This window comes from Streptomyces sp. YIM S03343 (assembly GCF_054729195.1).
Genome location: NZ_JBPUKX010000001.1, coordinates 1,688,578 through 1,710,006 on the forward strand (window position 1 = coordinate 1,688,578; position 21,429 = coordinate 1,710,006).

Consider the following 21,429-nt stretch of genomic DNA (forward strand, 5'->3'; position numbering starts at 1 on the left):
CTTCGGACCTGGACGCCCCGCTCTCCCCCGCGATGAACTGGAGAGCCGCAGCATGGCGCCGACGAGGAGGCAGCAGGTGCAGACTTCCAAGCCGCGCACCGGCCGGAGCGAGGACCAGGAACCGGCGCGCGGCCAGGCCGGCGCCCGACGGGAGACGTCCGGGAACGGCGCCGCCGTACCGCCCCCGCTCACGGCCGCCGCGCTCCAGGCCGCCCAGGTCACCGCGGGCAACGCCGCGGTGACCGGCATGATCGCCCGCCGCGCGCGCACCATGGAAGCCCCGGAGCAGCCCGGCACCGAGGTGCACGACGTCCTGCGCTCGGCCGGCAAACCGCTCGCCGGGCCCGTGCGCCAGGAGATGGAGTCCCGGTTCGACACCGACTTCTCCGGCGTACGACTGCACACCGGCCCCGCGGCGGCCCGCTCGGCCCGCTCCGTCGGGGCGCGCGCCTACACCTCCGGCAGCCATGTCGTCCTCGGCGACGGCGGCGCCGACAAGCACACCCTCGCCCACGAACTCACCCACGTCGTGCAGCAGCGCCAGGGTCCGGTCGCGGGCACGGACCACGGCAACGGCCTGCGCGTGTCCGACCCTTCCGACCGGTTCGAACGGGAGGCGGAGGCGAACGCGCACCGGATCATGTCGGGGCCCGCACCCGTGCAGCGGGCGGAAGCGTGCACCGCGGAGCACTGCGGGCCGGTGTCCTCCGGGGCGGCGGTGATCCAGCGCAAGGGCCATGAGGCGCTCTCGGACAAGCTGCCGGCGGTCGGGTCCGACGGCAACCCCCTGAAGTCCTTCCTCAAGTCCTGGGGGAGCACGCCCGCGCAGGAGTCTCCCGAGCTGGCGGAGATCCGCGAGGCCATCAAGGCGTACGACGCGGATCCCAAGCGTGACCCGTTGCACTGTGCGCAGGTGCTGATGACGCTGCTGTTGGCGGTCGGCAGCGCCGAAGAGAACCTCACCAAGGAGTCCGGGAGCGCCGCCCGGCACTTCCTGACCGAGGCCCGCACGGCTCTCAAGGCCGAGAACAACCTGGTGACCGAACAGATCGGCAGGGACGGCGACTTCCCCGCCGAAGCACACGCCCCCTTCGAGGCGATGACCGCGCGCGGCCTGCTCTGGAACGAGGAGACCTGGGCCGACAGCGCCGTGGCGTTCGCCATGAACGGGCCGAGCTATTTCCGCGAACTCTCCGAGATGAACCGGGCCGGTATGGCCAACGAGATCAGTACCCGCGGGCGCAAAGACTGGGTGAGCGGCGTCGAGCGGAACCTGACAGCTGCATTGCGGCAGAGCGTGCTGTGCCACTACACCAAGGACGAGGCCCGGGCCGACCTGCTGTCGCAGGCGAACCAGATCAAGTCGAAGACGGAGCTGCTGAAGGACGACCCCGACGCGGCCAACAACTCCGAGGGCTACGACGCACACGTCCTGGCGAACGAGGGCTTCGTCTTCTTCTTCCTGGAGGCGCCGGGCAGCGAGTTCCGCGACACCCGGTTCGGAAAGGTCCGGTTCGAGATCCCGCTCGCGGACTCGCCCCTGGAGTCCCAGGGCTGGCTCATGCTGAGCGACTTCGCCCAGCGTGAGTATCCGGTGATCAAGGCCGACCCCGAAGACCCCACGGCCTTCAAGAGTGAACTGCCCACCCGCATGGACAAGATGCCCAAGAAGTTCTCCCGGCCCGTGCGGGAATTCGACCGCGGGCTGACCAAGCCGGACCTCGACATGATGGAGCTCGTCATGCAGGCCAAGGCGCAGGAGACGGACCCGGAGCGGGCCAGCCTGCTCCCCGTCGTCAAGAGCGAGGTCGCGGCGGACGAGTTCAGCACGATGACCTACGGCGCCGGCCACCGGAAGGAGAAGGGGTACAAGGAGCGGATCCGCTCCAACACCCTGAGGGGCAGGGACATCATTCCCGGCCTGGTGGACCGCGCGGTGCTGGAGATCATGCGGATGGAGGACGCCAATCCCGCGTTGGCGAACCAGCTGAAGAGTATGTCCGGCGCGGAACTGATGAAGTTCCTCCTCAAGGACCTCCTGCGTCCGCAGGCGATGCTGCCCAACAGCGTGGATCTCAGCAACGCCACGATGCGGGTCAAGTCCTGACGGGACGGCAGGAGGCCACCGGCCTCAGGCGCCGGTGGCCTCCGCCAGGTACGGCCCGAACTCGCTCTCCAGGACCAGGCGGCCGAGCTTGCGGTACTCCTGGGCGACCGCGGTGACCGCCTGCCGCATGGTGAGCGGTTCGCCGGACTCGGCCGCCAGGTAGGCCGCGGTGACCGCGCAGGCCCGGATCGAGCCGCCGGCCAGTTCGAAGCGGTCGGCGCAGAAGGCGAGGTCCAGGTCGTCGTCGCGGGGCAGCCGGTCGCCCAGGCACCGGTCCCACAGGGCGAGGCGCTGGCCGGTGTCGGGCATCGGGAAGTCCGCCACCACGTCCAGGCGGCGGGTGAACGCCTCGTCCAGGTTGGCCCGCAGGTTGGTGGTCAGCACCGCGATCCCGTCGAACGACTCCATGCGCTGGAGCAGATACGCCGACTCGATGTTGGCGTGCCGGTCGTGGGCGTCCTTCACCTCCGAGCGCTTGCCGAAGATCGCGTCGGCCTCGTCGAAGAGCAGCACCGCGTTGACCGCCGACGCGCCGGTGAAGATCCGTTCCAGGTTCTTCTCGGTCTCCCCGATGTACTTGTCGACGACCGTGGACAGGTCCACCACGTACAGGTCCATGCCGAGGTCCGCGGCAACGACCTCGGCGGACATGGTCTTGCCGGTGCCCGACTCGCCGGCGAACAGCGCGATGACACCGCGGCCGCGACCGCCGCCGGGCCGCATCCCCCACTGCCCGAGCACCTGCTCCCGGTGGCGGGCGCGCAGCGCGAGTTCACGCAGCCGGCGGTGGGTGGCCGGCGGCAGCACCAGGTCGTCCCAGCCGACACCCGGCTCCACACGACGGGCGAGCCGGTCCAGCCCCGCGCCGTTCTGCGCTCGTACGGCGGTCCGCAGATCGTCGGGACCCACCTGCCGTCCTTCGAGGGCGGCCATCCGCACCGCCGCGTCGGCCGCTCGCCGCAACTGCCCGGAGTCCAGCCGATGCGCGGCGACGGCCTGGGCGAGCGCCTCGACGTCAGCGGCCGGGTCGACGAGACGGGCGGCCCTGCCGGGGCCCCCGGCCTCACCGGCCGCCTGGGCGAACCCGTCGACGCCACCGGCCGCCCGGGTGAGAGCGTGCCGCCAGCGCGTGGCCTGTCGTTCGGGGGAGGGTGCCGGCACGTTCAGGACGACGGGGGTGTCGGCCGCCCATGCCGGGTCCCAGCCGATCGTGCTGTGGGTGAAAAGGGGGATACCCCGTAGTGCGGCGCACAACGACGAGAGCGTACGGGCCCGTTCGGCGGGTTCGCCGGGCAGTGCCGTCAGCGGACCGAGGACCACACCGGCACCGGTCAGCCGGGCTTCGAGGGCGATCACCCGGGCGAGCGCCGGCACGTCGGCCGAGCGCCGGGCGAGCGCCACCGCGTCCAGGACGAGCGGGCTGCGGCCGGCCGCGTGCAGGGCAGCGGTGGCCAGCCCCTCGGCGTCACCGCCCCGGCTGCGCAGATGGACGAGACCGACGCCGGTGCCGGCCGCGGCAGCCGCGCGGTGGACGTCCGCGGCCTCGGCGGTCGGGTCCTTCCGGACCTCACCGAGCACGCCGGTGAGCCGGGCGTCGGGCCGCGTACCGTCCAGGAGGTGCGCGGTGACCCGGTCGGGGACGACCAGGACGCGGGACAGCGGCGGCCGTTCCGGTTCGGTGACCTCCAGCAGACCGTGCGCGATCAGCGGCGCTTCGGGGTCGAGGCGGAACCGGGCGGGCGAGGCGCCGCCGAGCCCGCAGAGCTCCAGCGCGAGCCCGACCGTGGGCCGACGGCGTGTCAGGTCGTCGTTGAGATACCCGTAGAGCCGCTCGAACCGCGCGTCCAGGTCGGGCGCCATCGCCACCAGCAGCAGGTCCAGGTCGAGCGAGGACAGCCCGAACCGCCGCGCGAGTCCGTCGAGAACGGACCCGGCCGGCGGCTGCCAGGGCCCCTGGGCGGGCAGACCGAGCCCGCCCGGTTCCTCCAGGATCCGCGCCACGGCCTCCGGAGTGAGGTACTGCCCCCGGTAGGGGTCGTCCGGATCGGGGTCGGCGGCCCGCCGCACCGCCACGGCCTCCCGAACCCGCGCCTCGACGGCACCGAGCCTGTCCCACAGGGGATCCACGCCGACGGAGACGGCACCGGCGCCGGCCCGGCCGGCCGACGGCACGGCACCATCGGCCTCAGCCCCGCCGCCCGACGGCGGCACGGCACCGTCCGCCTCGGGCTCCCCTCCGGCCCCGCCGTCCCCTCTCATGTCAAGTCCGAGGTCTCTCACGTCAAGTCCGTCGTCGATCCCAGGCTCCACGGTGTGCGTCACGGCTGGCGGTCTCCCCTGCGGCGCCGTCGAGCCGGAGCCGGCGGGCGTTCACGCGGGCCGGTGAAGCCGTCGCGGCCGGGGTCGGTGACCTCCGTGTAGCGCAGCCGGCGTCCCGGGCTCGCCTCCTCACCCTCGCGTGCGGCGGCGGAGCGCACGACGAGGCCCTCGGTGACGGGCGGCGCGGAGGCCCTGGTCACACCGGCGAGCGGGGCCCGCACCCGGATCCCGAGGGACGCCTTCATCTCCCCGCCGAGCGCCGACCAGACGTCCGCGGCGGCGGGTGCGTCCATCCCCGCCCCGGCGGTCTCCAGGCCCACGGTCAGGCCGAGTTCGGCGAGCGAGCCGGTGAGCAGCTCCCCGGGCAGCGTGTCGTGGGCCACCAGACAGCCGAGCACCTCGGACAACAGCCGGTGCTCGTCCTGCGGGCGACTCGCCCACGCCGTGACCAGGTACGTCAGCTGGAACCAGCGCGGCGGGGAGCGCCGTGCGACGAGGTGCCCGTCCTCGTCGTACACCTCCCCGGCGCCGGTACCGCGCCGAAGGGCGTCCTCGCGGATGTCATACAGGAAGACGCAGACCGTCGGGGCACTGCGGCGGGCCGCCCAGTCCCGGGTGGGGGCGTCGAAGACCACCTCGACGCCCGACGCCTCCAGACCGCTCTCGGCGAGCAGCCGCCGCAAGCCCTCGTCGACCTCGTGGATCACCGGCGGGTCACCTCGTCCGGCGGCTGCACACTACCGTTGACGACCAGGAAGTCGGTCTTCACCGGGGAGAATCCGGGGCCGCCGGCCGTGATGGTGCGCGGCCCGGTCTGGTCCTTGGCGAGGATGAGCAGCTGCCCGATGAACGTGCCGTCGGGCAGCGGGATCGTCGGCGCGGCCGCCGCGGTGATCCCCGGCTTCCACGTGAACCGAACCGGCACTCCCGGCGGGAAGTCCCTGCCGCGCACGGAGGTGACGAAGCCGGGCTTGCCGATGTCCGGCACCGCGACGATGCGCGGCTGGAGGATGCGCAGCCGCTCCTTGGCCGAGTTGTCGTTCTTGTTCGCGTCCGTGCCGGTGGTGGTGAGCACGCCGGTGACCTGGCCGGTCATCGCCTTCTTCGGGCTGAGCACGACCCGTACGACGGTGCTCGCGCCCGGCGTGAGGTCGGGCAGCGCGCACACCCAGCTCTGGTCGCAGCCCGCCGGCGGCCCGCTGTCGGGGATGCCGGTGGGCAGGCCGATCCGCAGCCGCAGCCCGGTGGCCAGCGCGTTGCGGCCGTTGCGGACGGTGTACGTCACCACGACGCGCCCGCCGACGTAGCCGGGGTTCGGCTGGGCCGTGACCCGTACACCGGGACCGGCCTTCGGCTCCGCGGGCTCCGGGGGCACGGTGGGCGGCGCGGTGTGAGCCGGGGTCGGCGTGGGAGTAGGGGTGGGAGTCGGGGTCGGCGTAGGAGTCGGCGTGGGGGTAGGCGTAGGAGTCGGGGGCGGCGTGGCCTCGCGCACCGGCACCACGGTCCGGCTCGCGTTGTCGCTGGGCCGCGGATCCAGGACCGCGCCGGTGACCGACCAGTCGACCGGCGCGTCGCCGGGGGTGACTCCGGTGAGCGTGACGTCCACCGGCACGGTGGTGCCGGGTTCCACCACACCCAGGTCGCACTGGAGCGAGGACGCGTCGCAGGTGCCGCCGGACCAGCTGATCCCGGTGACCTGTACGCCGGTCGGCGGGGCGACGGTCAGGCGGGTGCCGGGCGAGGCGGCGGGGCCGTTGTTGACGACGTCGACGCGGACCGTGGTGGAGTCGCCGACGGTGACCTCGGGGGCGGTGCCGGGCGCCTTGACGGCGAGGTCCACGGACTGCTGGACGCTGGGTTCCTTCTGCCGGCCCGGGAGATCTGTCGTGAGCTTCGTGAGCTTGCCGGACGCGATGTCCAGGAGCTTGAGTTTCTCGGGGGTTCTGACCGCGCGGCTGGGGCGGGCGCTGATCACCAGCCCCTTGCCGTCGGCCGTCCAGGCGGCGTCCCGTGGCTGGAACGGGCCGGTGTTCTCCGGCAGTTCCCGGCCACAGGCGCCGGGCACGTCGCGGGCGGCGGGGGGCAGCAGCACCTGGCAATCGTCGCCCGACAGCGAGGTCAGGAGGATGCCGTTCTGCTCGTCGATCCGGCCGGCGCCGTTCTTGCGGTTGAAGGCGATGCTGAGACCGTCCGGGGAGAACGCCGGGCTGTCGTCGATGACCTGGCAGTCGCCCGGGCAGATCGTGGCGCTCAGGTCGCGCTGCTGGGACAGGTTGTTCACGGGCACGGTCCAGATGTGCTTGTTGCCGCCGCCCCCGTTGATCTCCATGTTGCGGGTGAAGGCCAGGGTTGTGCCGTCGGAGGACCAGGCGGGCTGGGCATCCTGGCCCTGGAGCTGCCCGGCGGGCGGAGTGATCTGCCCGGTGATCGCACCGGTGGCCGCGTCCGCGATGAGAATGCGGCTCGGCTGCCCCAGGCCGCCCGGCGAAGTCCGGGTGAAGGCGAGGAACTTGCCGTCCGGGGAGAACGTCGGGTCGGTGTCCCAGTCCTTCGCCCCGCGTCCCGCCAGCGGCAGGGGGGCCGCGTTGGAGCCGTCGGCGTCCGCCATCCAGATCCGCTCGATCCGCCCGCCGTCGGCGCTGTCCTCGAAGCGGGTGAGGACGATCCGGCGGCCGTCGGGTGTGTAGTTCTGCCGCTCGGTCCACGGGTCGTAGCCGGCCGCGGGCTGGAACAGCGGGTCCTTGGCGGGGTCGGTGTTGGTGTCGGCCGCGGGATCCTCGTTGAGGATCGTCAGCCCCAGGTCGCGTGGGTCGGAGCCGTCCATCCGAATGTCCTGGAGGGTCACCACGTGCGGGCCGGTGGCCGAGGTGCGCTCCACCACCGCCCCGCCGCCGTCCATGGAGCCGAGCCAGGTGGGCGACAGCACGTCCCGGTCCTCGTTGAGCACCAGCAAGGGGACCTGCTCGGAGTGGGCGGTCGAACGGAACACGTGGTCCCAGTCGCCCTCGCACTGACAGGTGATCTCGGGGCTCAGGAACAGCACACCGTCCCCATCGGGCAGCCATGCTGCCCCGTGGGCCCGCCAGGTTGCCCGTGCGCCCCTGAGCAACGGCTCGTCGGCGGTCCCGTTCGTGATCCGCAGCCGGGGCACGGACCGCCCGTCGACCGTCGTGGTGGCGGTGTACGCGATCCAGTCGCGGTTCACGTCGTCGTCGACCGGGTTCCAGGCCGGCTCGGAGGCCGTGCCGTCGGCGGGGTCGGTGACCCGGGCGGCGGTGCCGCCGCTCAGGGCCCGTATGTAGATCTGTTGGCCGACCAGCGGGTCACTGTCACTCGCATACGCGATGCGCTGCCCGTCGGGGGAGACCGTCGGGTCCTCCTCGCTCGCGGACGTGTCGGTCAGCCGGGTCAGGCCGGTGCCGTCGGTGCGCACCAGCCACAGGTCGCGCTGGGTCCCGCCGCCCGGTCCTGCGGACTCGGCCGCGTCGAACACCACCGACCTGCTGTCGGGGGTCAGTTGAGGGTGCGCCGCGTCCATGCCACTGGTGAGCCGTCGTACCGAACCGTCGGCGGCCCGCAGATAGATCTGCGGGTCCTTCTCGTCGCGTCGGCCGGCGAAGACCATCTGGTCGCCGAGGGCGGACGGCTGCGTGTCGTAGTGGACCGGGCCGTCACCGAACAGCGGGGTGCTGGAGGTGGTGGAAGCGACCTCACCGAGGCTGCGGTGGCCGGTGCCCGCGTACGCGATCCGGGTTTCCGCGGCGTCGGCAGCCGCCGCGGGCTCGGCACCGCCCGGCCCGGCCGCCGCTGTCACCCCGAGCAGGGGGATCAGCAACAGGAGCGAGGTGCCGAGTCTCCCCAGGCGGTACCGCCCGCCGGGGCCAGCGGTTTCCATCACGGTCCCCTTCGCAGTCTGGTGCGGCATCTGGATGTGCCCCCGCCACCCTGCACCGGCCGCGTGCGGGGCGGCAGAGCGGTGGGGCCGCACCCGGGGGAAGCACGCGGTGTGCTTTCGGGCAGCGCCGCCTTCCCCGCCGTCGCCGGGCGGTGCGTCGAACCGGCCTGTCAGATCAGCCCGTTGCGCAGTGCGTAGCCCACCGCGTGGGCCCGGTTGCGCAGTTGGAGTCGCGTGATGATCTCGTGCAGGACGTTCTTGACGGTCCTTTCGGAGTACGAGGTCTTGCGGGCGATCTCCGCAGTGTCCAGGCCCTCCGACACCAGACGCAGCATGTCCGCCTCGCGCGTGGTGAGCGTGGACAGGGACAGGGCCCCGGGGTCGAGCGCCGAGCGCCGGAGACTGCCGACGTGGCTGAGCAGTTCGCCGAGCAGATCGCCGGGCAGCACCCCCTCACCGTTGGCCGTCGCCAGGACCAGCCGCACGAGCTGGTCCTGATCGGCCTCGGCGCGGCGCAGCACCGCCGACACACCGCACTCGATGACGCGTTGCAGCCCGCCAGCCCCGAGGGTGCCTATCACCAGGCCGGTGCGGGTGGCGTGGTTGTACCGCAGCCGGTTCAGCAGAACGGCCACGTCGTCGTCGAGGACGTCCACGACCACCAGCGAGACCTGGGCCCGCTCCGCGTCCGCGTCGTCGACCAGTTCGGCCTCCGGGCGTTGACGCAGTTGCTGGACGACGCCGACCCGCAGCACCGGGTCGGCCGCGTAGACGGCCACGGTCACCCGGGTCGGGCGATCGGAGTGAGAGGTGCGGTGGACCGAGCCGGCCCGAACGAGATCACGTCTCGTGGTGTCGGACATGACAGGCCCGTTCTCTTCTGCGCGCAGCATGGGTACCTGTTTTCATGAGTCGGTGGGGGGATTGGGTGGCAGGGTGCGAGGCGACCATGGGGCCGGTGGTGCACGCGAGGCGGCTCGCCACATCAAGAGCCCCCTGTTACAAGGGAGTTGATATTGGCTTGCCGGGCAGCATTACTGCCCGCGCCTTGCCCTCCCGTTCCTCCCCGGCCTCCCGGGCACCCTCTTACGGTGGGAGAGTGACGCATTCCGCAGCCTCTTCCGGTCCTAGTGCGCCCGGCCTCGACATTCCGGCCGTGACGGTGACGCCGGGTGACATCGCCACCACCAGCCTGACCGTGCGCAACTACAGCGACATCGTCGAAGCGTACGACCTGGAGGTCATCGGCGATTGCGCGGCCTGGACCACCGTGGAACCCGAGCGCGTCTCCCTCTACCCCGGCACCTCGGAGACGGTGACGCTCCGTCTGGCGCCGCCGCGCTCGCCGGAGATCCGGGCCGGCGAGATGCCCCTCGGCGTACGGGTCCTGCCGAACGAGCACCCCGAGTCGGTCAAGATCCTCGAAACCATCGTGCACGTCGGGGAGTTCCACGAGCTCCAGGCCGAGCTCGCCCCGCGCCGCCGGCGTGGCTGGCTGCGCGGCCGCTATCTGCTGTCCGTGCGCAACCAGGGCAACACCCCGGTTCAGGTGCGCTTCGCTCCCGGCCAGGCCGGCGAGGAGCTGGGGTTCGCCTTCGCCCCGGCGGAGCCGAAGCTGGAGCCCGGGGAGTCGACGGAGGTCCGGCTGAGGGTCCGTACCGCCAAGCCGGTGTGGTTCGGCAACCCCGTGGTGTGGCCGTTCACGGTGGACACCCGTGAGACCGGCCAGCAGGAGGAGACGGCGGAGGCCCGCTGGGACGAGCCCGTCGTCCGGCCGCCGCTGGACGCGGAGTTCGTCCAGATACCGATCTTCCCGAAGTGGCTGCTCGCGGTGCTCGCCGCGTTGCTCGCGCTGTTGCTCGCCTGGTTCGCGCTGGTCCGTCCCGCGGTGCGCAGCGCCGCCAAGGAGGCGGCCACCAAGGCGGTCCAGCCGCGTCCCACGCCGGCGGGGGACCAACCAGGCGGACAGTCCCCCGGCACCGGCGCGGACAACCAGCCGGGTGCCGGCCAGGAGTCGGGGGCGGCGACCGGATCGGGCGGGGGCGGCGGCTCCTCGGCCGGCAGCGGCACCGCGGCCGGCGCCGGTCAGCAGAGCTCGGCGACCATCGACCTGAAGACGGGCACCGGGCAGACCAAGACCGGTACCTACAAGGTGCCCGAGAACAGCATCTTCGGGGTCACGGACATCGTCGTCGCCAACTTCCAGGGCGACGAAGGAGTGATGACGATCACCTTCGGCGATCGCAAGATCACCACCATCGCTCTGGAGACGTTCCGCAACCAGGACTACCACTGGGTCACCCCCATCAAGATCCCCGAGAACGACACGGTGACCGTCAACGTGACCTGCGCGAAGCCCGGTACACCGGCCACGGGCCAGCAGGCGCAGGAATGCCACGAGGTCCTCAACGTGAGCGGGGTACTCAGCCGCACCACCGAGTAAATCGGATTTCCTTCCTCCGGCTCAGTGTCGATCATTGGTGACTGCATCTGTAAAGCCCGGAATCCATTTCGGCCTGAAATCGATAATCCGGGTCTCAAAAGCGACGCCTGACGGCTCCTGTCACTTCCACATGCCGCACGGTACGCAACTAGCCGCCAGGTCAGAGACCTGGGGGTCCGCTGGTTGCCTGGTGCACTTGGTTGCCATGTGCACTTTCTCACGCGGACGGAGCTGCCTGTGCAGCCAAGGTCCGAAGCGGGCCGCCCCGCGGCCGAGCAAGGACTCACAGTACGGTCCTGCACGACATAGACGGGCCGGTCGGCCGGGCCGAGCAGTTGCTCACCGTCCGTCCCGCACCGGGGACCTGACAGCTCCGGGGACGGACGCACCACGCGGTTGCGCTCGCCGAGGAGCCGTCGGGCGGTCGCGCCGTCGCACGAAGAACACCGACCGCCGGACATATACGGATACATCACCCATGCGGCCGCCGTTCACGGTGTCTGTTTGAGCACACAGAGAGACAGAATTCGTTCCCACTTTCCGCCTCATGTGAACTCATGTGACACTGGCGTCCCGTCCGCGGTGCGGACCCGTTCCGCACACCGTCCCCCACGAGAAGTGCGCCCGTGCGTGATCTTCCTTTGCCGCTCGCTCTGACCGCGCGCATCGCTCCGGTCGTCGTGCTCGCCTCGGCCGGCTGGGCGCTGGCGTCCGGTCCGTTCGCCGCGTCGGCGACGCCGGACCACACGTCCGATTCCGGGGGGCAGACCGCGACGCAGAAGCAGAGTGCCACCGCTCCCTCGACCACGACGGTCACCAAGACCTACGCTTCCGCGCCCGCGCCGTGCACCGGCATCACCACCGGCACGGTCAAGTCGCTGGTGCCGGGCGCCAAGACGGCCGGGAAGGAGATCCCCTCGACGGACACCACGGTGCGGCGCACCTGCTCGTGGAACGCACTCAAGGGGTACAACTACCGGTGGCTCGACGTCTCCTACGAGATCACCGCCTCGGACGCGGCGGCGCAGAAGGAGTACAAGGACCGCATCGCCGAGCGCAGCGGCGGCGGGGCGGTGCCGGGGCTCGGAAGCGCGGGGTACTCGGTGGTGAACCTCACGACCGAGTCGAAGCAGCAGACTCGTGAGGGCGTGGTGATCGCTCAGGTGTCGAACGCGCTGGTCACGGTCACCTACAACGGCAGCGACTTCGAGTCGAAGAAGGCTCCGGACACGGACGTCATCAACAAGGGCGCCATCAAGGCCGCGAAGGAAGCGGTGGCGGCGCTGGAGGACGGCCAGAAGAGCTGACCGTCCTCCGGGATCCCGGGGGCTGTGGGGACTACCTGTCAGGCCTGTGTCGGCTGCGGTCTCCTGCCGGTGAGCAGCATCAGCGCCACGTACACCGCCGCCGAGGTGCCCAGGCCCACCGCCCAGCCGTAGTCGGCGAGGGAGGACAGCGCGGGAAGGGGGCGGCCGTCGATCAGCGGGTGGAGGTCGGCGCCGCCGACGGCGAGCACGCCGCCCGTGGCGAAGGCGACGACCGCCCGCCAGTTCCAGCCGCTCTCGTACCAGTACCGGCCGCCGCCGCGGTACAGGTCGGTGAGGTCGAGCCGGCCGCGGCGCAGGATCCAGTAGTCGGCGATGAGGATACCGGCGACCGTGCCGAGCAGCCCGCCGACCAGACCGAGCCAGGTGAAGATGTAGCCCTGCGGGTCGGAGTACAGCTTCCACGGGAAGATCAGCACGCCGAGCACACACGTGATGAGCGCCCCGGTGCGGAAACTGATCCTCCTGGGCGCGATGTTGGAGAAGTCGAACGCCGGGGAGACCAGGTTGGCCGCGATGTTGACGGAGAGGGTCGCCACCAGCACGGTCACCAGGGCGTAGAGCAGGCCGACCACGTTGTCGGTCTGGGCGGCGAGTTGCACCGGGTCCCAGATCGGCTTGCCGTACACGGCCTGTGAGCCGGAGGTGACGAGCACCGAGAGGAAGGCGAACAGGGACATGGTGGTGGGCAGTCCGAGCGCCTGGCCCCAGGTCTGCGCCTTCTGGCTCTTCCCGTAGCGGGTGAAGTCGGGGATGTTGAGGGACAGCGTCGACCAGAAGCCGATCATGCCCATCAGGGAGGGCGCGAACAGCCTCCAGAAGTCGGCGCCCCAGCCGAGCCGGGAGGGCTGGTCGAACAGCGGGCCGAGGCCCCCGGCCTTGCCGCTCATCCACCAGAGCATCGCGAAGGCGCCGACGAGCACGAAGGGCGCCGCCCAGTTCTCGAAGCGGCGGATGGTGTCCATGCCCCGGTAGATGACGGCGACCTGGATCACCCAGAAGATCGCGAACGACAGCCACATGGTCCAGGCGTGCCCGCCGATCTCGGTGGCGTTCGCCCAGCCGTCGCCGATGAGCTTCCCGGCGAGGAAGTAGATGGCCTCGCCGCCGATCCAGGTCTGGATACCGAACCAGCCGCACGCCACCAACGCCCGTACGACAGCGGGGAGGTTGGCGCCGCGGATACCGAAGGACGCGCGGGCGAAGACCGGGAAGGGAATGCCGTACTTGGGTCCCGCGTGCCCGGTGAGCAGCATCGGGACCAGGACGATCACATTGGCCAGGGCGATGGTGAACACCGCCTGCTTCCAGTCCATGCCGACGGCGATGAGCCCGGAGGCGAGCGTCCAGGACGCCGTGTTGTGGGCCATGCCGACCCACAGCGCGGTGAAGTTGTACGTGGTCCAGGTCCGCTTCTCGACGGGCACCGGCAGCAGGTCCGCGTTGGCGTACGGACCGCTCGGCTGCTCGGCGCCCGGGGCGAGCTCCACGCGTCCGTCGGGGAGGGTGACTTGAGAGGGCGGGGCTATGGCCGTGGGAGCGGTTTCGGTCATGGGCAGGCCTATCGGTGAGGTGGGGCCGGGGAGAGAGGCCGTGCGGGCGTCGCCGGGGGGACAGTCTCAGAATTGCCCGAAGTCACACGAAGCGCTGTTCCTGGAGCGGTTGTTGCCGGGGGTGGGCGCGAAGTGGCAGCTCAGCCGGTGCTGTTGACGGCCGGGATGATCCGTGTCCCGTAGGCGTCGATGACGGCTTCCCGGGCATCGTGCATGTCGTAGATCGCGAACTGGTCGACACCGAGTTCGCGCAGGGCGTTCAGCTTCTCGATGTGCGTCTCGACGGGTCCGATGACGCAGAAGCGGTCGACGATCTCGTCGGGCACGAACTCGGTGTCCGGGTTGCCGCTGCGTCCGTGGTGCGAGTAGTCGTAGCTCTGGCGGGACTTGATGTAGGCGGTGAGTTCGTCGGGCACCTGCGCGGAGTGTTCGCCGTACCGGGAGACCAGATCGGCGACATGGTTGCCCACCATGCCGCCGAACCAGCGGCACTGTTCGCGGGCGTGGGCGAGGGCGGCGGGCGAGTCGTCCTCGGTGACGTACGCCGGGGCGGCGACACAGATGGTCACCTCGGACGGGTCGCGGCCGGCTGCCGCCGCGGCTTCCTTCACCGCCGTGACCATGTACTCGGTCAGATAGAGGTCGGACAGTTGGAGGATGAAGCCGTCGGCCTCCTCACCGGTCATCTTCAGGGCCTTGGGGCCGTACGCGGCCATCCAGACGGGGAGTTCGGCGCCCTCCTTGATCCACGGGAAGCGTACGACCGTACCGCCGAGGTCGGCCTCGTCGCCGCGGCCCAGCGCGCGGATGACCTTCATGGCGGCACTGATCCGGGCGAGCGTGTTGGGCTTGCGGCCCGCGACGCGCATCGCGGAGTCGCCCCGGCCGATGCCGCAGACGGTGCGGTTGCCGAACATGTCGTTGAGGGTGGCAAAGGTCGACGCGGTGACCTCCCAGGTGCGGGTGCCGGGGTTGGTGACCATCGTCCCGACCTTCAGCTTCTGGGTGTTCGCGAGGATCTGACTGTAGATCACGAACGGTTCCTGCCACAGCACGGCCGAGTCGAAGGTCCAGCCGTGGGTGAAGCCGTTGCGCTCGGCACGCTTCATCAGGCTGACGACCTGGGATGCCGGCGGGTCGGTCTGCAGGACGAGTCCGAAGTCCATGGGCGCCACTCCTAGTTGAGGTACTGACAGGTGGAGCGCGGGGTGTAGACGCCGTGACCCGCGCGTCCTGTGTACTCCCGCTCGGTGATGACGAGTTCGCCGCGCGACAGCACGCTCTCCACGCGGCCGGTGACCGGTTTGCCTTCGTACGCCGAGTAGTCGACGTTCATGTGGTGCGTCTCGGCGGACATCACCTGCTCGGCGTGCGGGTCGTAGATCACGATGTCGGCGTCGGAGCCGGGGGCGATGGTGCCCTTCTTCGGGTAGAGGCCGAACATCCGGGCCGGGGTGGCGCAGGCGATCTCGATCCAGCGGCGGCGGCCGATGTGCCCGTCGAGGACGGCCTGGTGGAGCAGGTCCATCCGGTTCTCCACGCCGGGCAGCCCGTTGGGGATCTTGGAGAAGTCGCCCCGGCCCAGCTCCTTCTGGCCCACGAAGCAGAAGGGGCAGTGGTCCGTGGAGACCACCTGGAGGTCGTTGGTGCGCAGCCCCTGCCACAGCCTGGCCTGGTGCTCGCGGGGCCTGAGCGGTGTGCTGCACACATACTTGGCGCCCTCGAAATCGGGCTCGGCGAGGTTGTCGGTCGACAGGAACAGATACTGCGGGCAGGTCTCGCCGAACACGTTCAGGCCCTCGTCGCGCGCCCTGGTCAGCTCGGCGACCGCCTCCGTCGCCGAGACGTGCACCACGTACAGCGGGGCGCCCGCGACCTGGGCGAGCCGGATCGCGCGGTGGGTGGCCTCGGCCTCGAGCAGCGCCTTGCGGACCTCGCCGTGGTGGCGGGGGTCCGTCTCGCCGCGGGCCAGGGCCTGTTCGACCAGGACGTCGATGGCGATGCCGTTCTCGGCGTGCATCATGATCAGGCCACCGTTGTCGGCGGAGCGCTGCATGGCGCGCAGGATCTGGCCGTCGTCGCTGTAGAAGACACCCGGGTAGGCCATGAACTGCTTGAAGGAGGTCACGCCCTCCGCCACGAGCAGATCCATCTCCTTGAGGGTGTCCTCGTTCACATCGGAGACGATCATGTGGAAGCCGTAGTCGACGGCGCAGTTGCCCTCGGCCTTGGCGTGCCAGGCGTCCAGGCCCTCGCGCAGGGACTGGCCGACGCTCTGCACCGCGAAGTCGACGATCGTGGTCGTGCCTCCCCAGGCCGCGGCCCGGGTGCCGGTCTCGAAGGTATCGGAGGCGAAGGTGCCGCCGAACGGCAGCTCCATATGGGTGTGGACGTCGACGCCGCCCGGGACGACGTACTTCCCGGTGGCGTCGATGACCCGGCCCGCTGTGAACGCCTGAGCGGCCGGGGTGCCGGCGGCGGCGAGGGCGGCGACGCGGCCGTCCTCGATCAGGATGTCGGCGTGGATCTCGTCGGACGCGGTGATGACGAGGCCGCCGCGGATGACGGTACGGCTCATGCTCCCTCTCCTTCCGGTGGGGTGTGGGCCGCGGTCGCGGTCGCGCGCTCGGGCACGGCTGCTGTTCCGGCTGGTCGTCGGTCGTTCCGGCTGGTCGTCGGTCGTTCCGGCTGGTCCGCCGTCCCGGCTGGTCGGCTGGTCGGCTTGCGGGGCGCGGCGGGGTGCTCGCGGCTACTGCGCGCTCCGCAGCGCCTGTTCGAGGATTTCGGCGCCCTCCTCGGCCTCCGCGACCGTCAGGGACAGCGGCGGTGCGATGCGCAGGGCGCTGGTGTCGTGGCCGCCGCCCTTGCCGAGGAGCAGCCCGCCCTCGCGTGCCGCCTCCAGCACGGCGGAGGCCGCGGCCGGGTCGGCCTCGTCGGTGCCGGGCCTGACCAGTTCGACGCCGATCATCAGCCCGCGCCCGCGCACCTCCCGTACGCCGGGGAGCTGGGCGGCGACGGCCCGCAGCCGTTCGATGAGCAGGCCGCCGACCCGGCGGGCGTTGCCCTGGAGGTCGTGGTCCAGCAGATACGTCAGGTTCGCGAGGCCCGCCGCCATGGTGAGCTGGGTGCCGCCGAACGTCGAGATGCTGTTGGCGTCCAGGCAGTTCATGATCTCGGCGCGGGCGATCACACCGCCGATGGAGGCGCCGTTGCCGATGCCCTTGGCGAAGGTGACGAGGTCGGGCGGGCCGCTGCGGCCGTGCGCCTGCCAGCCCCAGAAGTGCTCGCCGGTGCGGCCCCAGCCGGTCTGCACCTCGTCGGAGATCCACAGGATGCCGCGCTCGCTCAGCACGTCGCGGAACGCCGCGTACAGGCCGTCCGGCGGGCAGGTGAACCCGCCGACGCCCTGAACGGGTTCGGCGATCAGGGCGGCAGGCGGACGGGTGTGGCCGAGCAGGTCCTTGAGGTCGTCGACGCAGGCCGCGATGAACGCCTCGTCGTCGAGGTGGGCGAACGGGCCCCGGGTGCGCACGCCGCCGTGGACGTAGAGGGTCTGGAGCGGCGACAGCGAGGTCGGGGACCAGCCGCGGTTGCCGGTGATGCCGACCGCGCTGAAGGAACGACCGTGGTAGCTGTTGCGCATCGCGAGGACGGTGTTGCTGCGCCGGTACGCCGTCGCCAGCAGCAGGGCGGTGTCGTTCGCCTCGGTGCCGGACGTGGTGAAGAACACCCGGGCGTCCGGGATGCCGCTCAACTGGGCGATGCGCTCCGCCAGTTCGACCATCGGCCGGTTGAGGTAGAGGGTGGAGGAGTGGATGATCCGCCCGGCCTGCTCGGTGACGGCCTTGGTGACCTCGGGCAGCGCGTGCGCGGTCATGGTGGTGAGGATGCCGCCGAAGAAGTCGAGGTACTTCTTGCCGCTCGCGTCCCAGACGTGGCGGCCCTCGCCGTGGGTGAGCTCCAGCGGGTCGTCGTAGTAGAGCGCGAGCCACTCGGGCAGGACGTTGCGGTGGCGGGCGTGCAGTTCGTTCACGGCTGGACCAGCCCCTCGTACGCGTCGGGGCGGCGGTCGCGGTAGAACGCCCACTGCCGGCGCACCTCGTCGATGAGACCGAAGTCCAGGTCGCGGACGACGAGTTCCTCCTCCTTGTCGCTCGCGGTCTCGCCGACGAACTGGCCGCGCGGGTCGACGAAGTAGCTGGTGCCGTAGAAGTCGTTGTCGCCGTACTCCTCCTGGCCGACCCGGTTGATGGCGGCGATGAAGTACTCGTTGGCGACGGCGGCGGCGGGCTGCTCCAGTTGCCAGAGATAGGCGGACAGGCCGCGTGAGGTGGCGGACGGGTTGTAGACCAGCTGGGCGCCGTTCAGGCCGAGTTGGCGCCAGCCTTCCGGGAAGTGGCGGTCGTAGCAGATGTACACGCCGACCTTGCCGACGGCGGTGTCGAAGACCGGCCAGCCCACATTGCCGGGCTTGAAGTAGTACTTCTCCCAGAAGCCCTTGACCTGCGGGATGTGGTGCTTGCGGTACTTGCCGAGGTAGCTCCCGTCGGCGTCGATCACCGCGGCGGTGTTGTAGTAGAAGCCGGACTGCTCCACCTCGAAGACCGGGACCACGATCACCATGCCGAGCTCACGGGCGAGTTCCCGCATCCGGTTCACGGTCGGCCCGTCGGGCACGGGTTCGGCCCAGCGGTAGTGCTCCGGTTCCTGGACCTGGCAGAAATAGGGCGAGTTGAAGACTTCCTGGAACCCGATGACCTGGGCACCCTGCCGGGCGGCCTCCCGGGCGTGCTCCTCGTGTTTCGCGACCATGGACTCGGTGTCGCCGGTCCAGGTGGCCTGGACCAGAGCGGCGCGTACGACGTTGGCCATGAGCTGCTCCTTCGACGGGACGCCAGCGCCTCTACGCCCGTAGACGCAGGCGGTAGAGGCACGAACGTAAGCCCCCGCGACGGCCTTGCCAAGACCATCGTCGTTAAGCCGCGGAGTCGATCATGTTTCGCACTCCAGTGGGTGAGCGGCGCCTGGCCGGCGGGAGTGGCTGGTCAGGGGGCCTTGCCCGGTGCCCCGGGCACGCCTGGCGGGGTGATCCGTTCGCACCCGGTGCGGGGGCGGGGTGGCACGGCGGGTGGCCAGTGCGGGCGGCCGGGCGCGGGTGCGACGTCGGACTGCCGCGGCTGGGCCGGGCGGGGCCCCGGTCACAGCTCCGGGTCGCGCAGCCCGGCGCTGACGGGGTGCCTCCCCCAAGCTCTTCGAGTAGGGGGTACCCCCTGTGCCCACCCGTGCCGCCCTAGGGCGTGTTTCGAAAGTCCCGCCTGCCCTGCGACGCCTGGCACGCACGCTCGCTGTGTTGTCGGGATCGCCCACGTACGCCCAGTACGAGGGCGACCCTCCGCCTTGCGATCGCACGCACCAGACGCCGCAGGGCCCGCCCTTCGGGCGGCCGGCGCTACTTTCGAAACACGCCCTAGCAGCACGACTGCCCGCAGGCTGGGTGGGTGGGCGGTCAGATGGTGTGGCCTGCCACTCGGAGTGCGTGCAGGAGGTCCCAGTGGCGTTCGTCGGAGATGGCTCGGGCCGCGGCCAGGAGGAGGGGGGCCAGGCGGCGGGGGTCGGCCTCGGCGCTGCGGGCCGCCTCCTCCGGGGTGCGGACGCGGACGTAGGCGTCGAGCAGCTCGCGCACCTCGCGGTCACGGCCCTCCGCGACCAGCGCGAGCACCGCGCCGCCGATCTCCGCGGCCGGCCGTGCGACGCCCTGGCGCAGCATCTGCTGCCCGTCCTCGGCCCGCCCGGCCTCGACCAGCGCGTCCGCCGCCGCGACCAGCAGGTCGGCCGGCAGCGAGGCGGCCTCCCACAGCAGCGTCACCCAGTCGGCGGTGAGCCCGGCGCGCTCCATCAGGTCGGCGAGCAGTGGGAAGCGGGCGGCGGGCCAGTACGCGGCCTCCACCAGCTGGGCGTGTGCCTCGCCGGTGCGGCCTTCGCCGCGCAGCCGCACCAGGGCGGCGACCGTCTCGCGGACGGCGCGGGTGTCCTCCGTCTCCGGGACGCCCGGGTCGGGCTGCGGTACGGCGGGCTCCGGCTGGGGTACGGCGCCGGGGGCGGGCACCGTCGGCTGTGCTCCGGTTCCGGCGTAGCGGGCGCCGCGCTGGCCCCGGGCGGCGCGGCCCGTGGCGGGCGGTGCCGGAGCCGGGGCCGCCGCTTCCGGCGCCGTCTGCTGCTCGGGCAGCCCGGCGGTGCGGGCACCGCTCCTGCGGCGCCTGCGCTGGTCCGCCGTGTCGGGGGCAGGAGCGTCGGTGCCGGGCTGCGGGACGGCCGATTCGGGGACGGAGGCCGTGAAGTCGTGGCTCCGGTCCACGGCGGCGGGGCCGGTGGCCTGCCCGGCACCGGTCTCGGACGCGTCGAGTTCGGCGGCCCACCAGCCCTCCGCCGCACGTCGCGCGGCACGCCAGTCGATCGCACCGGACTGAGCGCCCGCGCCGGTCTGCGCGGCACCGGCACCGGCGTCGCGCCGCGCCACCGCCGACCCCCCGGAGGCGGGGGACGCCGTGGCGCCGGAACCCGGCGAGGCCGCCGCCCCCGGGCCGCCCCCGCGCATCTCACGCCGGCGTGGCATCGCGCCGCGCGCGCCGTCGGCCCGGTCGCCGCCCGTGCGGTGGTCCAGGTCACGCAGCCGGGCCCGGAGTTCGGCGCAGCGGGCCGTGGCGCGTTCGTGGTCGTCGCTGGCCCAGGCGAGGTCGAGACGGAGGGCGTCGGACTGCTCGCGGGTGGTGGCGGCGGTCAGCATCCGGCCCAGCTCGGCCCGTCGTTCGGCGGCGGTCCGCTGCTCGCGGACCATCGCGTCGAACCGCTCGACGAGTGCCTCGCGGGCGCCGGGACGGCTGTCGTGCGCGGTGACGGCGGCCCTGTGCAGGGCCCCGGCGCGCTCCGTCTCCTGGAGGGCGACATCGGGGCCGTAGGCGTTGGCCAAATCTTGAAGGAGCGACTCCACCACGTCCCAGGGCGGCAGTTCACGCCCGCCGAGGCAGGCCCGCATGCCGTCCGGATCGCGTTGCCAGAACACCGCGCACCAGCCGGCACCCTGGTCGAGCCGCGTAAGCAGTCCCTCCAGGTAGTTCGCGAACTCCCGTATTTGCTGCGAGAGTTGGTCCACTGTCATCGCTTTTCTCCCGCAAGACCGGAATTCTCCGCTCCGTAGCAAACACCAGTAGCGTTACAAGTGGGCTACAAGGAGTTTGCGGACCGGACGCAGAGTGTGCCCTCCCTGCCAGAACGTAACGTACACCCGCCACATATGCCCAGGTCCACAGGCTCCCCGAATCTCACGAAACGCCGCGGACCTCACCAATCACCACAGGATCACGGCACAGAAACCGCCAGAACCAGCCAACGCGGACGCCGGAAACACGGCCCGACCAGCACCGCAGGACCCGGCCGGAGGCCGCCTCGGCTCATACCGTCACCGGTGCGCACCGTCCCACGAGTTCGTCCATCGACAGCCCCAGCGCCCGCGCCAGCGCCGCCACCGTGAAGAAGGCGGGGGTCGGGGCGCGGCCGGTCTCGATCTTGCGCAGCGTCTCCGCCGAGATGCCCGCGCTCGCCGCGATCTCCGTCATGCTGCGCTCGCCCCGGGCCTCGCGGAGCAGCCGACCGAGACGCTCGCCGCGTTCGCGTTCCTCGGGGGTGAGGGGGTTGCGGACCATGCCAACATTCTAATACCGGTATACCAATACCGGCCGAGACCGGCACCGACTTCCGGCACCGACCACCGGCGCCGGTCGCTCCCGGCC

At 71.5% G+C, this 21,429-nt stretch carries 14 protein-coding genes; 3 read left to right on the plus strand and 11 right to left on the minus strand.

The features are described from left to right. Positions 1–76: 76 nt before the first annotated feature. Positions 77–2,107: an eCIS core domain-containing protein gene (locus tag ACSYGN_RS07465; RefSeq protein WP_460393124.1), complete on the plus strand. Its 2,031-nt coding sequence runs from the start codon at positions 77–79 to the stop codon at positions 2,105–2,107. Between the two features lie 24 nt (positions 2,108–2,131). Here ACSYGN_RS07465 and ACSYGN_RS07470 read toward each other — a convergent pair whose 3' ends face one another. The 4 genes from ACSYGN_RS07470 to ACSYGN_RS07485 form a co-directional block, all read right to left on the minus strand. Next, the gene (locus ACSYGN_RS07470; RefSeq protein WP_460393126.1) at positions 2,132–4,429 is read right to left on the minus strand and encodes an ATP-binding protein; all 2,298 of its coding nucleotides are present in this window, start codon (positions 4,427–4,429) and stop codon (positions 2,132–2,134) included. Continuing rightward, a complete protein-coding gene (locus tag ACSYGN_RS07475; protein WP_460393128.1) occupies positions 4,426–5,133 on the minus strand; it encodes a Pvc16 family protein in 708 nt (235 codons plus the stop codon). The genes ACSYGN_RS07470 and ACSYGN_RS07475 overlap by 4 nt, the downstream gene beginning before the upstream one ends. Continuing rightward, entirely contained in the window at positions 5,130–8,321 is a 3,192-nt protein-coding gene (locus ACSYGN_RS07480) for a hypothetical protein (RefSeq protein ID WP_460393130.1), read from the minus strand. The genes ACSYGN_RS07475 and ACSYGN_RS07480 overlap by 4 nt, the downstream gene beginning before the upstream one ends. 170 nt (positions 8,322–8,491) lie before the next feature. Then, positions 8,492–9,184 carry a helix-turn-helix transcriptional regulator gene (locus tag ACSYGN_RS07485; RefSeq protein ID WP_460393132.1) on the minus strand — a complete coding sequence of 231 codons (693 nt, stop codon included), beginning with the start codon at positions 9,182–9,184 and terminating at the stop codon, positions 8,492–8,494. A gap of 293 nt (positions 9,185–9,477) precedes the next feature. On the opposite strand from ACSYGN_RS07485, the gene ACSYGN_RS07490 reads away from it, so the two are divergent. Together ACSYGN_RS07490 and ACSYGN_RS07495 are read left to right on the plus strand one after the other, a co-directional pair. After that, entirely contained in the window at positions 9,478–10,764 is a 1,287-nt protein-coding gene (locus ACSYGN_RS07490; RefSeq protein WP_460393134.1) for a COG1470 family protein, read from the plus strand. A 626-nt stretch (positions 10,765–11,390) separates the two neighbouring features. Next, positions 11,391–12,071, plus strand: a complete 681-nt coding sequence (locus ACSYGN_RS07495) for a hypothetical protein (RefSeq protein WP_460393136.1) — start codon at positions 11,391–11,393, stop codon at positions 12,069–12,071. A 38-nt stretch (positions 12,072–12,109) separates the two neighbouring features. Here ACSYGN_RS07495 and ACSYGN_RS07500 read toward each other — a convergent pair whose 3' ends face one another. The 7 genes from ACSYGN_RS07500 to ACSYGN_RS07530 form a co-directional block, all read right to left on the minus strand. Next, positions 12,110–13,642 carry an NCS1 family nucleobase:cation symporter-1 gene (locus ACSYGN_RS07500; RefSeq protein ID WP_460393138.1) on the minus strand — a complete coding sequence of 511 codons (1,533 nt, stop codon included), beginning with the start codon at positions 13,640–13,642 and terminating at the stop codon, positions 12,110–12,112. Between the two features lie 140 nt (positions 13,643–13,782). Continuing rightward, positions 13,783–14,808, minus strand: coding sequence for a TIGR03842 family LLM class F420-dependent oxidoreductase (locus tag ACSYGN_RS07505; protein ID WP_460393141.1), 1,026 nt, complete (start codon positions 14,806–14,808; stop codon positions 13,783–13,785). An 11-nt stretch (positions 14,809–14,819) separates the two neighbouring features. Further along, the gene (hydA, locus tag ACSYGN_RS07510; protein ID WP_460393143.1) at positions 14,820–16,220 is read right to left on the minus strand and encodes a dihydropyrimidinase; all 1,401 of its coding nucleotides are present in this window, start codon (positions 16,218–16,220) and stop codon (positions 14,820–14,822) included. A 171-nt stretch (positions 16,221–16,391) separates the two neighbouring features. Continuing rightward, complete coding sequence (locus tag ACSYGN_RS07515) at positions 16,392–17,675, minus strand: aspartate aminotransferase family protein (RefSeq protein WP_460393145.1); 1,284 nt, start codon at positions 17,673–17,675, stop codon at positions 16,392–16,394. After that, complete coding sequence (locus ACSYGN_RS07520; RefSeq protein ID WP_460393147.1) at positions 17,672–18,514, minus strand: nitrilase-related carbon-nitrogen hydrolase; 843 nt, start codon at positions 18,512–18,514, stop codon at positions 17,672–17,674. The genes ACSYGN_RS07515 and ACSYGN_RS07520 overlap by 4 nt, the downstream gene beginning before the upstream one ends. A gap of 634 nt (positions 18,515–19,148) precedes the next feature. Beyond that, positions 19,149–20,798 carry a hypothetical protein gene (locus ACSYGN_RS07525; RefSeq protein ID WP_460393149.1) on the minus strand — a complete coding sequence of 550 codons (1,650 nt, stop codon included), beginning with the start codon at positions 20,796–20,798 and terminating at the stop codon, positions 19,149–19,151. A gap of 292 nt (positions 20,799–21,090) precedes the next feature. Further along, positions 21,091–21,342 carry a helix-turn-helix domain-containing protein gene (locus ACSYGN_RS07530; RefSeq protein ID WP_460393151.1) on the minus strand — a complete coding sequence of 84 codons (252 nt, stop codon included), beginning with the start codon at positions 21,340–21,342 and terminating at the stop codon, positions 21,091–21,093. Positions 21,343–21,429 lie beyond the last annotated feature (87 nt).